At 50.2% G+C, this 14161-nt stretch carries 11 protein-coding genes; 5 read left to right on the forward strand and 6 right to left on the reverse strand.

What is annotated here, in order from left to right:
- The first annotated feature begins 7 nt into the window (after positions 1 to 7).
- Positions 8 to 2140 (forward strand): bifunctional GTP diphosphokinase/guanosine-3',5'-bis pyrophosphate 3'-pyrophosphohydrolase, encoded by a 2133-nt coding sequence (gene spoT / locus Q0882_RS12110; protein WP_299182015.1) that lies wholly within the window; start codon positions 8 to 10, stop codon positions 2138 to 2140.
- 17 nt (positions 2141 to 2157) lie between these two features.
- Here the strand turns inward: spoT and ggt are convergent, their stop codons facing one another.
- The gene (ggt, locus tag Q0882_RS12115) at positions 2158 to 3954 is read right to left on the reverse strand and encodes a gamma-glutamyltransferase (RefSeq protein WP_299182018.1); all 1797 of its coding nucleotides are present in this window, start codon (positions 3952 to 3954) and stop codon (positions 2158 to 2160) included.
- A 75-nt stretch (positions 3955 to 4029) separates the two neighbouring features.
- On the opposite strand from ggt, the gene Q0882_RS12120 reads away from it, so the two are divergent.
- Positions 4030 to 5340 (forward strand): HDOD domain-containing protein, encoded by a 1311-nt coding sequence (locus Q0882_RS12120; protein ID WP_299182020.1) that lies wholly within the window; start codon positions 4030 to 4032, stop codon positions 5338 to 5340.
- A 53-nt stretch (positions 5341 to 5393) separates the two neighbouring features.
- On the opposite strand, the gene Q0882_RS12125 is transcribed toward Q0882_RS12120, so the two are convergent.
- Positions 5394 to 7328, reverse strand: coding sequence for an ATP-binding cassette domain-containing protein (locus tag Q0882_RS12125; protein WP_299182022.1), 1935 nt, complete (start codon positions 7326 to 7328; stop codon positions 5394 to 5396).
- Here Q0882_RS12125 and Q0882_RS12130 point away from each other — a divergent pair.
- Positions 7327 to 7854, forward strand: coding sequence for a TIGR02444 family protein (locus Q0882_RS12130; RefSeq protein WP_299182025.1), 528 nt, complete (start codon positions 7327 to 7329; stop codon positions 7852 to 7854). The two genes, Q0882_RS12125 and Q0882_RS12130, sit on opposite strands and share 2 nt — an antisense overlap.
- Before the next feature lie 113 nt (positions 7855 to 7967).
- A complete protein-coding gene (locus Q0882_RS12135; protein ID WP_299182028.1) occupies positions 7968 to 8681 on the forward strand; it encodes an FKBP-type peptidyl-prolyl cis-trans isomerase in 714 nt (237 codons plus the stop codon).
- 65 nt (positions 8682 to 8746) lie between these two features.
- Here Q0882_RS12135 and Q0882_RS12140 read toward each other — a convergent pair whose 3' ends face one another.
- Positions 8747 to 9724, reverse strand: a complete 978-nt coding sequence (locus Q0882_RS12140) for a hypothetical protein (protein ID WP_299182031.1) — start codon at positions 9722 to 9724, stop codon at positions 8747 to 8749.
- Positions 9725 to 9730: 6 nt separating this feature from the next.
- Positions 9731 to 10201 (reverse strand): sigma D regulator, encoded by a 471-nt coding sequence (rsd, locus tag Q0882_RS12145; protein ID WP_299182033.1) that lies wholly within the window; start codon positions 10199 to 10201, stop codon positions 9731 to 9733.
- A gap of 230 nt (positions 10202 to 10431) precedes the next feature.
- On the opposite strand from rsd, the gene Q0882_RS12150 reads away from it, so the two are divergent.
- Positions 10432 to 10836, forward strand: a complete 405-nt coding sequence (locus Q0882_RS12150; protein ID WP_299182036.1) for a flagellar basal body-associated FliL family protein — start codon at positions 10432 to 10434, stop codon at positions 10834 to 10836.
- A 60-nt stretch (positions 10837 to 10896) separates the two neighbouring features.
- On the opposite strand, the gene gshA is transcribed toward Q0882_RS12150, so the two are convergent.
- The gene (gshA, locus tag Q0882_RS12155; protein ID WP_299182039.1) at positions 10897 to 12462 is read right to left on the reverse strand and encodes a glutamate--cysteine ligase; all 1566 of its coding nucleotides are present in this window, start codon (positions 12460 to 12462) and stop codon (positions 10897 to 10899) included.
- A gap of 156 nt (positions 12463 to 12618) precedes the next feature.
- The gene (gene pyk, locus Q0882_RS12160; RefSeq protein ID WP_299182042.1) at positions 12619 to 14055 is read right to left on the reverse strand and encodes a pyruvate kinase; all 1437 of its coding nucleotides are present in this window, start codon (positions 14053 to 14055) and stop codon (positions 12619 to 12621) included.
- Between the last annotated feature and the right edge of the window lie 106 nt (positions 14056 to 14161).

Consider the following 14161-nt stretch of genomic DNA (forward strand, 5'->3'; position numbering starts at 1 on the left):
AGGGGCAATGCCAACCATAGACGCACTTTCTCAACGATTAGATGATTACCTGGATCCCATGCAGATTCAGCAGGTGCGTCGTTCCTATTTTTATGCTGAACAGGCCCATGATGGACAGAAACGTAAAAGTGGTGAGCCCTACGTAACACACCCTCTGGCAGCAGCGAATATTCTCGCTGAGCTGCGGATGGACCATCAAAGCCTGATGGCCGCGATGCTGCATGACGTGATTGAAGACACCGAGATCAACTACGAAGGGATTGAATCCCAGTTTGGCAAATCCGTAGCGGATATAGTGGATGGGGTATCCAAGCTAACTCACCTTGAATTTGAAACCAAAGCTGAGGCCCAGGCCAGCAACTTCCAGAAGATGGTGTTGGCAATGGCTGAGGATATCCGGGTGATTCTGGTGAAACTGGCGGACCGGTTACACAATATGCGCACCCTGGGGGCGATGCCTCCGCATAAACAGCGCCGTATCGCTCGTGAAACATTGGATATCTATGCCCCAATAGCAGCGAGACTGGGGATGAGGGATGTTCAGGTCGAACTGGAAGATCTGGCGTTTCAGGCGCATTTCCCGATGCGTGCAAAGCATATCCGCCGTGCGGTTGTTCAGGCGCGAGGGCAGCGTAAAGATGTGATCAGCTCTATTCAGGAGACAATTGAAAAACGTCTTCAGAAAGAGGGGCTGAACGGACAGGTCTCTGGTCGTGAAAAGCACCTTTACAGCATCTACTCGAAGATGAAAGCGCAGCGTAAGTCGTTTTCAGAAATTATGGATGTCTTTGCCTTTCGGGTCGTAGTTGATTCAGTCGATGATTGCTACCGAACTCTGGGTGCCGTCCATAATCTCTACAAGCCGGTTCATGGCCGGTTTAAAGACTATATCGCGATTCCCAAAGCAAACGGTTACCAATCCCTGCACACGGATCTGTTTGGTGCGCGTGATATTACGATTGAGGTTCAGATCCGTACCCATGAGATGGATGCTGTAGCCAGTCAGGGGATCGCGGAACACAGTCACTATAAAAATGACGACGAGGAAGACCGTTCCGAGAGCGCGCTGGGGAGTTACAAACGTGCGCGTAAATGGGTTCAGGGCCTGTTGGAGATGCATCAGAGTGCTGGTAACTCGATGGAATTTATCGACAGTGTTAAAACGGATCTATTCCCTGATGAGGTATATGTCTTTACACCGCTAGGAAAAATTATGGAGCTGCCCAGTGGCGCAACCGCTGTGGACTTTGCTTATGCGGTACACACCGATGTCGGTAACTCCTGTGTCTCCTGCCGTATCAATCGCCGGTTAGCACCACTTTCTCAGCCGCTGGAGAATGGCCAGACTGTCGAGATTATTACCACCCCCAGTGCGCAACCCAATATGGCGTGGCTAAATTTTGTCGTGACCGGTAAAGCGCGAACAGCTATTCGCCACTATCTGAAAAATCAGCAACGCCATGAATCGGTTGAACTGGGGCAGCGCCTGCTGAATCAGTTCCTGGCAAATTATGGCGCAACACTCAACGATATCGACCCATTCAAACTACGTGAGCTGTTGCAGGAAGCTGAGCTGAACTCACTGGAAGATCTGCTGGAAGATATTGGTCTGGGCAACCGCATGGCCTATGTGGTGGCACGCCGATTACGACCCGATGAAGATATGGAGAAAACTGAGGATCAGGATCGCCTGAGTCGCCAGAAGCCTCTGTCGATTAAAGGCACTGAAGGTATGGTGCTCCACTATGCGAAGTGTTGCCTGCCAATCCCGGGCGATAAGATTATCGGTCATATCAGTACAGGACGTGGATTGGTGATTCACCAGACGGAGTGTCGAAATATCGGCTATCTGCGTGATGATCCGGAGAAGTGTATCTATCTGGAGTGGTCGGATAATCAGGATGAAGAGTTCAGCGTAAACCTCAGTACCGAAGTGGAGTCACATCGCGGCATTATTGCGGAGCTGGCGACCACCGCTTCAAGCGTTGGGGCGGATGTGGTCTCGATCGATATCAGTGAACATGAGGGCCAATTGGCGCATGTGCATATGGAGGTTACCGTTGAGGATCGGATTCATCTGGCCCGTGTGATGAAAAAACTGCGCCGTTTGAAAAGTGTTAACCGGATTACCCGAGATTAGCACCGCAGGAAACGGACCTATTCACCGAGTGCGAGGCCTTCCCGACGGTTATCCACCGCACTTTCCCAACCACCGGCAGGTAATCGCCTAACGCCGTGTAAACCGCTATTCAGATCCCTGACTTTAATCGTATGACCCAGTGCCTCTAAGGGGGCTTTGAGCTGCTCGGCGGTTGTTCCCACTTCCAGCTCTGTCAGTCCATTTCTGTTACTGATATGTGCTTGGTTGACGACCTGTTGAAGCGGAAGGTCGCTGTTCAGCATGAGTAGAATACTTTGGGCTACGTAGTTGATGATCCGACTGCCACCGGGGGAACCGATCGTAGCGTGAAGTTTTCCCTCTGAATCGAAAATCATAAAGGGGGACATCGAACTGCGGGGTCTCTTACCCGGTTGAACCCTGTTGGCGATGATGCGCCCTTTACTGATCGCCTTGAAGGAAAAATCGGTCAGCTGATTATTCAGTAAAAAGCCCCCGACCATCAGAGTGGAGCCAAAAGCCATCTCAATACTGGTGGTCATTGAAACAGCATTACCCCACTGATCGACCACAGTGAAATGGCTGGTGGAGGGTAGCTCCGGTGATTGATCATCGGCCTGATGAGTGGAGATATACGCAGGCACCCCCGGTTTTGCCGTACCGATATCGATATCTGTTCTGATCAGTGCCGCACGGGCTTCGAGGTAACCTGGTTCCAGCAAGCCCTCCACAGGAACGGGGACGAAATCACGATCAGCCAGATAACGAGCTCTATCTGCGTAGGCTAGGCGAGAGGCTTGAGTAAACAGGTGATTAAAATGAACGCCAGCCGGGTCTAACGTCTCCAGAGGGTAACCCTCCAGCAGTTTTATTATTTGGAGAACAGTCACCCCCCCGGATGTTGGCGGAGGGAATCCACACACCCTGAACGTTTTATAAGGGAGGCAAAGGGGGGAGCGCTCTTTGGCCTGGTATTGTTGCAGATCAGTTTGATTCAGGAGGCCAGGGTTATCAGCCACGGATTGTACATGTGTGGCGATCTGCTGCGCCAAGGGCCCCTGATAAAAAGCGTCACCTCCCTGATCAGCAATCTGTTTAAACGTTGAAGCCAGTTCAGGGTTAGTACGATTAAATCCAACAGGTAGAGGGGAGCCATCCTCAAGGTAGAAATAGCGACGGGCTTCAGGGTAGCGGTTCAACCCCGGATTAATGCCGCTGGCAATCAGTTTATGTAGCCGCGGACCCACTCTGAATCCCTGTTGAGATCGTTCAATACTCTTCTCATACAGCACCTCCCATGGCAATCTCCCATGGTGAGAGTGTGTTAGCTCCAGCATTTTCAGGACCCCGGGGGTACCTACTGAGCGTCCACCAACCAACGCTTTTATCCAGGGCATCGGCTGTTGCTCTTCATAGAAAAGCTGATGGTCGGCGTTTATTGGAGCTGTTTCTCTACCATCATAGGCGTGCAGCTTTTTCTGTTGTTGATCCCAGTAGAGCATAAAAGCTCCACCACCAATGCCAGAAGACTGGGGTTCAACCAGGGTAAGCATCGCCTGGATCGCAACCGCGGCATCAGCGGCGCTGCCTCCGCGTTTCAGAATATTAAGGCCCGCTTCGGTTGCCAGCGGGTGGGCGGTAACCACGAGTGACTTTTGAGATACAACATTCCGGTCATTCTGTAAGCCTGTAGCGCTTTCCGGGGCAAGATCTTCGTCAACTGCATAGGCAGGGATAGCTGAGCAGGCGTAAGTGATCAGAAAAAGACAAGAGATTGCTTGAAATTTCGAGTGAATTTCAGTGATAAACGATTTAAATAGTGAATATTTGATCAAGAGCTTTGCTTTCCCTAAGTGTTGCTAATAATCTACTATTTACATTGACCCAAGACTAGGTGTGGAGAGAGTAAATTGTCTGTAGGCGTTAGAGTTCTGGAAAACAGTGGTGAACTACCACAGTATCGGCTGGTGTTACTGCATGATGCTGCTGGCAAAGTACTGGCACTTTTACCGGCTACATCACTGCTTAATTTGGTTGCCATTTGGAAGGAAACCGGGCGTCAGTTACAACCGATACGTGGTGAAGATGCGGTTCGTTACTTCAGTCAGGATGCGCTCAAATACCCCGAAGGGCAGGCGAAGCTGCTGTCGTTGAAACTGTTACTCTCCCCCGATGCGCAACAGCATCCACAACTGGAGCTGGTGGAGCCTCACTCAGGGCTGAGCTTCAATGTCATAGCGGAGCAACTGAAGGCAGGGAAAAACTGTAATCTAGCTTTGACTGCTGAGGAGATCTCCGCGGTACAACCGTCCGGTGATGATGTTACCGTAATCACAAAAGCGGTAGAGCGGTTCACGGCACTGCGAGTTAAACAACGTCTTGAAGATACACTGGGACTGCCTTCGTTATCGCCTACTCTGAAGAAGATTGTCGAGTTACGTTCTGATCCAGAAGCGGGCGTAAATGATCTGGTGCCTGTGGTACGTATCGACCCCAGTCTCTCCGCTCAGGTGATGAGCTGGGCTGCCTCTCCTTATTATGCGGCTCCGGGGCATGTCAGCTCGATCGATGATGCGGTGATCCGGGTACTGGGTTTCGATCTGGTCATTAACATGGCACTCGGTACTGCGATGGGCAAAATGCTGAAAGTACCAGAGGAGGGACCGCGAGGAGGCACCCCTTACTGGTTACAGTGTGTCTACAACGCGGCGTTGGCGGAAAAGCTCTGTCGTGCGATGCCGGAGAGTGAAGAGCGCCCTCTGCCAGGACTGGTTTATCTGGCGGCACTGCTACACAATTTTGGCTACTTGGTGTTAGCACACCTGTTTCCCCCGCATTTTGCATTGCTCTCACGTTATATTGAAGCTAACCCTCATTTCCCACTGGATTCAGTTGAACAGCAGGTGTTGAGCGTTACACGAGAACAGATAGGCAGCTGGCTGCTCTCCAGTTGGGACCTGCCTGAGGAAGTTTCTACCGCGATACGCCATCAGAATGAACCTGATTATTCTGGAGCGCATTCTGGCTATATCAAGGTGCTGTATATGGCAAACCGTTTATTGCGTCAGCAGAAACTCAGTGATGGGCCACTGGAAGAGATCCCGTCTGAACTCTATGCAGAGTTGGGCTTGAGGGAGGAGGATGTGGCAAAAATGGTCCGTAGCCTGATGCAAAATGATGAGGATATCCGAGAGTTAACCGCGTTACTTGGAGACGCTTGAACTTCTCATAAAAAAACCGCCAGATGATGGCGGTTTTTTTTAGCTTTGAAAGCTTATGCCTGGGCGATCTCTGCTTCAAGCGACTCAAGCATCTCCTGCTGCTCCATCCAGGCCTCTTCTGTTGTCTCGGCGCGCTGCTTTAAGTCAGTTTGTTGCTGCAGTAAACGCTTCAGCTGCTCTTTGTTTTCATCGCTATAGATATCAGGCTCTGCCAGAGAAAGTTCTAGCGCTTGGAGCTGTTCATGGATCTGCTCCATCTCTGTTTCCAATTTTTCCAGCTGTTTTTTTACCGGTCTTAACTGGTTGCGTCGTTCAGCTGCGAGTCGCTTCTGCTCCTTACGCTCCGCTGCTGAAAGTGATTTTTTCTCAGGTTTATCTGTGTGAGAGAACGCTTCTGCTTCCGCTTTCTGAGCTTCCCGACGCTGATCGAGCAGCCACTTCTGATAATCATCCAGGTCTCCTTTAAACGCCTCGACGTTGCCATTGGCGACCAGCAGAAACTCATCAACGGTGTTTCGTAACAGATGACGATCATGGGAAACTAGGATCAGCACGCCTTCGAATGATTGAAGTGCCAGCGTTAAGGCGTGGCGCACCTCAAGGTCCAGGTGGTTGGTGGGTTCATCCATCAGCAGGAGGTTTGGTTTCTGCCAGGCGATCATCGATAGGGCTACGCGCGCTTTCTCCCCTCCTGAGAAGTTATCCACAGGTTCCAGAGCCCGATCACCGATAAAGCCGAAGGAGCCTAGAAAATCGCGGATCTCCTGCTCAGAGGCTTTCGGGCTGATCCTTTTAATGTGCAGCAATGGTGATGCTGCCATATCCAGTGCTTCCAGCTGATGCTGAGCAAAATACCCGATCTGTAGGTTCTCGCTTTCATGACGCTCCCCTCCACAGAGGGGTAGATCACCCACAAGCGACTTCACCAGTGTCGATTTACCTGCGCCATTTGGGCCAAGTAGTCCGATACGGGTTCCGGGGGTCAATGTGAGTGAGGTGTTGTTGAGCACCGCGGTATCGTTGTATCCGCAAGCGGCATCCGCCATAGTCAGTAGGGGGGATGAGAGCTTATCGGAAGCGCAGAATCTAAAACTGAATGGGCTATCGATATGCGCCGGAGCGATTTTTTCCATCCGCTCGAGCTCTTTTATTCGGCTCTGTGCCTGCTTGGCTTTGGTCGCCTTGGCCCGGAAACGGCGTACAAAATTTTCGATCTCACTTATACGCTGTTGTTGTTTCTCAAAAGCGGATTGCTGTTGAGACAGGCGGTCTGCACGCTGAATTTCAAAGGCGGAGTAACCCCCTTTATAGAGATTCAGACGTTTATGCTCTATGTGTGTGATATGGGTGACAACATTATCCAGAAAGTCGCGGTCATGAGAGATCAGGATCAACATGCCGGGGTATTGCCGTAACCACTGCTCCAGCCAGATTGTGGCATCCAGGTCCAGATGGTTCGTGGGCTCGTCCAGGAGCAATAGGTCGGATGGGCACATCAAGGCCTGAGCCAGATTGAGGCGTATACGCCAACCCCCGGAGAACTCCTTAACCGAGCGGCTAATATCATTGTGACTGAATCCCAGTCCGGCCAGCAGTTGAGCGGCTCTGGATTCAGCACTGTAGCCATCATGATTATCCAGCTCTGCATGGAGTTCACCTAAACGATGCATATCATGACTGGCTTCTGCTGCCGCAATATCCCCTTGGATCTGCCGCAGTCGATGGTCACCATCCAGCACATATTCCAGCGCTGAACGTTCTGACGTAGGAACCTCCTGTGCCATATGCGCGATGCGAAGCCCGCCGGGGAGCTCCATATCACCACTGTCACAGTGGAGTTCGCCCATCAGAAGTTTGAACAGGGAGGATTTACCGGCACCATTAGCTCCGACCAAGCCCACTTTCCATCCAGAGTGGAGGGTAAGATCGGCTTGCTCTAGCAATATGTTGTGGCCGCGTTGTAAGCTGACTTGCTGAAATTGAATCATGGCGGCGGATTTTATCACACAGATGCAATTGAAAAATGATCTATGGGTCTTTGCCCTTAATTTTTATCAACAACCCCAAGTTGAAGCAAACTGCCTGATGCTCCAGAACCACTTCGGACTCAGCGTCAACCGGTTGATCTTTGCTTGTTGGAGCGGTGTTCGCGGAATTCGATTGACTCCGGAACGATTGAACTCTGCAGCAGATGCTTGGCAGGCTGAAGTGACTCACCCGTTGAGAAAGGTTCGTTATCAGGTGCGAAAAGAGCGATCGGCTAACCCTCAGCTGGATGAATGTTATCAAGCGTTACGTCAAGCGGAGCTTAAATGTGAGCAGGTGGAGTTGGCTCTGCTCTTTGAGATGAGTGAATCCTGGCAGGACGGTTCAGCATCGGTCCGGTTGGCAGAAGAAAACATGGTTTGCTATTTGAAATCGATGAAACTGCCTATATCTACAGAGATTGAGTTAGCATTTAAGCCCTTGTTGAACGCAGTAATTGCCTACTTAGGTACGAATCCTGATGAATAGGGTGGTTTGGTAGTGAACTTTGGGGTTTAATCGAGCACTAATACTTTTGTAATGAGGAAGGCCGCCATTGTTGGCAGGCGAACTCCACAGAATAACAAACAAGGATATTTAGCATGAAACAAACGTTGCTGGCGGTTGCTCTGGGTGCCGCGCTGGTATCTCCAACAGTTTCCGCAGTGGAGCTGAAAACCGAAGAGCAGAAAGTTAGCTACAGTGTTGGCCTGATGGTAGGGGAGCAGCTAAAAAGTTTACCTGATGTGGATTTTGATGCGTTTATTGAAGCGGCAAAGACTACTTACGAAGGTAAAGAACCGAAAATGACACCTGAACAGGTGCGCGAAGTGATGACCGCCTTCCAGCAGAAGCAGATGGAAGCGCAGAAGAAAAAAATGGAAGAGCTGAGCGCGAATAACCTCGAAAAAGGTAAAAAATACCTGACAGAAAACGGTAAAAAATCCGGTGTTAAAACGACCGAATCGGGTCTGCAGTACGAAGAGTTACAAGCGGGCAAAGGCAAAAGCCCTACTGCTGAAGACACCGTTAAGGTCCACTACCGTGGCACACTTATCGACGGTACAGAGTTCGATAGTTCCTATGCACGCAATGAGCCGGTATCTTTCCCGCTGAACGGCGTAATTCCTGGCTGGACTGAAGGCTTACAGATGATCAAAGAGGGCGGCAAAGCACGTTTGGTGATCCCGTCTGATCTGGCTTACGGCCCGGGTGGAATGGGTAATGCGATTGGCCCTAATGAAACGCTGGTCTTTGAAGTTGAACTACTGGAAGTTAATCCGGGTGCCGACGAAGCGGCCAAAGCTGAGAAGTAAGCGAGATTTTAGTTTCTTACTAAAAAAGGCCGGTTTTTACCGGCCTTTTTAGTGGGTGCATATGACTATTTCAGTTCGTTCATAATGCCATTAGAGCTGAGAGCATAGTATTTCCCCTCACCAAAAGCGACAGCGTAAACACCCGCGTGCACCGGTCCATATGGGTCTCTGCGGTGGATCCGCCAACGACGTAGCTCTTTGCCACTATTTACATCCCATAACTGGATCAGGCCCGCCGCGGTGCCTGTGAGTAGCTGGCGACTGTCAGGGGAGAACCGTGCGCTTAAATAGCTGACGCGCTTCTGAAAAAAGTCGGCAATGTTGCTGAGCGAATGTATCTCTTTGCCGCTGTTCAGGTCCCAGATGATCGCTTTATCGAGACTACTGGAGCTAAAAGCATGTTGACCGTTGGGTGACAGTGCGACGGTATCGACAACATTACCAAAGCTCACCTCTTTTAACAGTTCGCCGGTTTGAACACTCCAAAGCTTTGCTTTGTAAGCGTCAGAGCCGGTTAAAGCGAGAGTACCGTCACTACTGAGATCGACGCTACGAACGCGGGCATCATGGCGGAAGGTACGTTTTACCCCTCCGTTTTTAACATCAAAGTAGACGGCTGTATGATCTGCCAGACCCAGCAGGGCAAAATCGCCGTTGGGAGCGAGATCCATCTGCATAATCTCGGCCGGTGAGCTCCAGAACCATTCGGGTTTACCGGTTCGGGTATCCCACAGTACCAGATCCTGTTGGTTGGCGGTGGCCGCATAGTTTTCATCTGGCGAAAAGGCTGTTGCAGCGATAATGGAGAACTGTTTATCTTTGTGATTCCAGTTATACAGCCTTTCGTGATTACTGGTTTTCCACAGGCTCCCGCCGTGGTTATAGGAACCGATCACGCTGTACTGCGCACTTTCAGACAGTGACGCAGAGTACGTCCCGGTCAGGGCGTACTCTTTCCATGAGGCTGGGGCATCGCCCCCATTACATCCAGCCAGGCTAAGCAAACTGCCTGCCAGCAGCAGCTTATAGCACCCGTAGCGCATGTATGGTTATCCTTCTACTAACTCTTTATGGGAGGTGTGTAGTACTGCAATCATCTGATCCTCTAGCTCAAAGCGTTCCTCAAGGGCTTCGCCCAGTTTGGAGAGGCTCAGGGAAAATTCCCGTATCTGCTGTACCGTGGGATTAAGCAGGTTAGAGAAGTCATCATTAAAATCCAGTGCGATATCGGTACTAACCTGAATTTTTGGTAACAGTGACTGGCCCTCTTCCAGACTGCCATCATCAAAGTCGCTGCCTTCGCGCAAGAGTTGTTCATACACTTCGAAATGACCTGAGGAGAGGTAGTCCATAAGTACCTGACAGAAACTTTGGACTTTGTTATTCAGCTCCTCATTGATGTGCTGCTCTGGTAGATGAACAAAGATACTGATCAATGTTTGGCGCTCTTCTAACCATGTGTCGATGATCTCACTGACACCACCCCAGCGTTCTTTAGCGCTCCTACATTTCTCTAACATTTTGCGCTCCTTAGCTGCCAATTCAGGTAGAGATTGGTCTCTCCCGTTTAACAACCGTTGTTGTTAGGTTTAAGTTCATAATATTCCTAAGCTGTTTCAGGGTGCAACTGCAAGGCGGGTAAAAAATGAACTTTCGTCATGGGAGGGTGACTTTTTCCATATGGGCCCTGTTGAGCGTAGGAATAGCGGGTTATACTCAAACAATTGTATAGCGAACACTGAGGCGAAAAATGCTTAAGCGACTGGTTTTACTAATTTTTATGACATTGTCTGTTCAGTTAGCCTGGGCTGAAGGTGATGAAAATAAAACAACGGAAGACTATGTCAATTACATTGAACTGAAACCATTTGTGACAAATTTTGGTGGTGTCGGTAAAACACGCTTCCTCAAATGTGAAGTGACCATACAGGTGTCCAGCGAAGCGGCTCACCATGCGGTTAACCATCATATGGCGCATATCAGGAATGATATTGTTTTTCTGCTGAGTGCTCAGACAGATGATGATGTTGGCACGGTAGAGCTACAGCAGGCGTTGTCTAAAAAAGCACTCAAAAAAGTTCAGAATATTCTGGTAGAGGAGGAGGGTGAAGGGTTTGTCTCAGACCTTTTCTTCACCAGCTTTGTCGTGCAATAGGGCAGACTTAGATATAAAAAAAGCAGGTAGATACCTGCTTTTTTTATATCTGAACACTACTTAGTTCGCCATGTAATCTGCCAGATAAGTATCAAAATCGACTTTGTCTGAGGCTTCAATTTCGCGCTGCTCCTGCAGTGATTCTGCACTGATACGCTCAAGTTCAGCGAACCTTTCCGGACACAGGGGCTGACTTAGCAGAGTCTCTTTATGACGTTCAGCCTGCTGCATAATAAATTCACCATGGTTGAGGTTTCCAGCGCGCATCGCGGCCAGAATTTGGGCCGAGGGGGTCAGCTCAGGGTTGGCCAGTTTTGCTGTTTGGGCGGCTACGGCCTGAGTGTATAGCTGGCTATTGGCAGCGTCATCCATCAGTGAAGCGGTTTGCTCCATCTCAGCCATCAGTTCTGCAGCCCAGGATTGTAGAGAGACCTCCTGATCATCACGGATCAGTGTCAGGCCAGGCTCCCGACCGCGTGTGACAACGCGCTGATGGTTTTCACTGATCTGATCGCACTCCTCCTGGCTGATCTCCCGCTCTTCCTGAAGCAGGCAGGTAACCAGAAACAGATCAAGGAAATCAGACTGAGTCTGATCGATTCCCAGAGGCAGGAATGGATTAATATCGGTATTACGGACCTCAATATACTCAACCCCTCGTGCCATCAGAGCATGAATAGGTTTCTCCCCTGATTGTGTGACACGCTTGGGGCGAATATCGCTGTAATACTCATTTTCAATCTGCAGCACATTGGTGTTGAGCTGACGATATTTCCCGTCGACCTTAATACCGATCTTCTCATAGGGCTCATACGGGGTACGGATTGCACGATCCAGTGAGCTGGCATAGGTATTTAGGTGGTTGAAACAGATGTTCAGACTGGCCTGCGCTTTGTTGGAATAGCCCAAGTCACTCATCCGGAGTGAGGTCGCGTAGGGTAGGTAGAGTGTTCCCTCACAGAACTCCTCCAACTGATGCGGTTTACCCTTCAGAAATGAACTGCACAGGGCTGGAGATGCTCCAAACAGATACATCAATAACCAGGAGTAACGTCGGAAGTTTCGGATCAGACTGAAGTAGGCGGCAGAGCGAAACTCCTGCAGTGACCCGTTATGACCAGAGAATTTTTGGTAGAGGGGCCAGAATGCTTCCGGGAGTGAAAAATTATAGTGAATACCTGCAATGGTCTGCATCACTTTACCGTAGCGGTTATCCAGTCCGACGCGGTAGATGTATTTCATCTGACCCACATTGGAACTGCCGTAACGTGCGATCGGTATCTCCGACTCTTCAGGCAGGACACATGGCATGCTGGCGGGCCATATCTGCTCATTATCCAGCTGCTGATAGGTGTAACGATGCAGATCTGCAAGGTGATTCAGGGCTTCTGAGGAGGATGCAAACACCGGAGTGATAAACTCCAGCAGTGCTTCCGAGTAATCAGTGGTGATACTACCGTGAGTCAGGGCAGATCCTAAGCTTTCAGGGTGAGGGGTCTGAGCCAGTCGGCGTTGTGGATCAACACGTAAGCCTTCTTTTTCTAATCCATGCTGGAGTTGGGTTAGCAGTGCCGCCTGACCTTCATCTTTCAGCCAGTTTAGCTTTTGCTCTAATATGGAAGCCAAAAAGATAGTCCTTATTCATCACTCGGTAGAAGGCGCTCATTATAATTGAGGCCGATTGAAAATGCTGCAATGAAACAGTGCGTTCGAATTTTCGACACCGAGGTCCTGTAATGATTCAATAAACAGGAGGCGGAGCCTCCTGTTTTAGTTTGAGTGTTATTGAACTGTCAGAACCTGCATTGAATTGGTGCCACCATCTTCACCCAGCGAAGCGCCGCGCGTAAGGATGACCAGATCTCCTGTTTGCAGCAGGTTTCTGGCTTTCAAACCGGCCAGAACCTCGGTGTTGAGCTTATCATTACCAACCTGGGTGGAATCGAAGAAGATCGGTTCGACACCTCGATAGAGCGCAGTTCGACGCATCGTTCTCTCATTGCGTGTCAGAGCATATATCGGCAAGCCAGAACGAATACGGGACATCCACAGCGGGGTGGAGCCAGATTCGGTGAGGCAGATGATCGCTTTCACCCCCGCGAGCTGGTTTGCGGTATACATCGCAGAACGAGCGATGGTTTCATCAAAACGTTCCAGTTTATGGGTGATATTGGTGGGGGCTGGTCGCGAAAGCTGATGCTTTTCCGCTCCCTGGCAGATTGAGGTCATCGACTTGACCACCTCTACAGGATGCTTACCCGCAGCTGTTTCTGCTGAGAGCATCACCGCATCGGTTCCATCCAGAATGGCATTGGCTACGTCAAAAACCTCTGCGCGGGTTGGCATCGGGTTTTCGATCATCGTTTCCATCATCTGCGTTGCTGTAATAACAAATCGGTTGAGCTCCCGAGAGCGCCGGATGATATGTTTCTGCACGCCGATCAGCTCGGCATCACCGATCTCAACTCCCAGATCGCCACGCGCAACCATAATGCCGTCACACGCCAGAATGATCTCGTCCAGTGCTTCATTGTTTGCAACGGTTTCTGCCCGCTCAACTTTGGCAACGATCTCTGCCCGTGAGCCTGCACTGTTGAGTAGTTCTCTGGCTTCTTTGAGGTCTGCGGCACTGCGTGGGAAGGAAACAGCGATATAATCCATGTCGATATCGGCAGCAACTTTGATATCACGTCGATCTTTATCGGTGAGTGCTGCTGCAGAAAGGCCACCGCCCTGGCGGTTGATACCTTTGTTATTGGAGAGAGGACCGCCAATGATGACCTCTGTCTCAATACGGTTTCCTTCAACATTGACAACTTTGAGCTGAACCCGGCCATCATCCAGCAGCAAAATATCACCTGGTGAACTGTCACCCGGCAGGGCTTTGTAATCGATCCCTACTTGAGTTTGGTCGCCATCATTATTACCCAGCTCAGAATCCAGCGTGAACCGGTCTCCTTCACTGAGCTGGATTTTGTCCTGTGTGAAACGGGCGATGCGGATTTTCGGCCCCTGCAGATCTCCCAGAACGGCGACAGAAAGACCAAGCCTGCGAGCTGTCTGACGAACTTCACTCGCCCGGCGGCGGTGATCATCGGCACTCCCGTGAGAAAAATTCAGTCGCACCGTGTTGACGCCATTGCGCAGAATATCTTCCAGTACGCCTGGCTGATCAGTCGAAGGACCGAGAGTGGCAACAATTTTAGTTCGTTTTAGCATGAGAAAAACTTGCCCCGTATTTGAGATTGCTCGATAGTACCTTAGTATAGAGCGACTCGGTTTAATAAATTAAGTGTTTCGTCGGGTTGACGTAAAAAAATGATCT

It is taken from the genome of uncultured Neptuniibacter sp. (assembly GCF_947498015.1).
Lineage (GTDB): Bacteria > Pseudomonadota > Gammaproteobacteria > Pseudomonadales > Balneatricaceae > Neptuniibacter.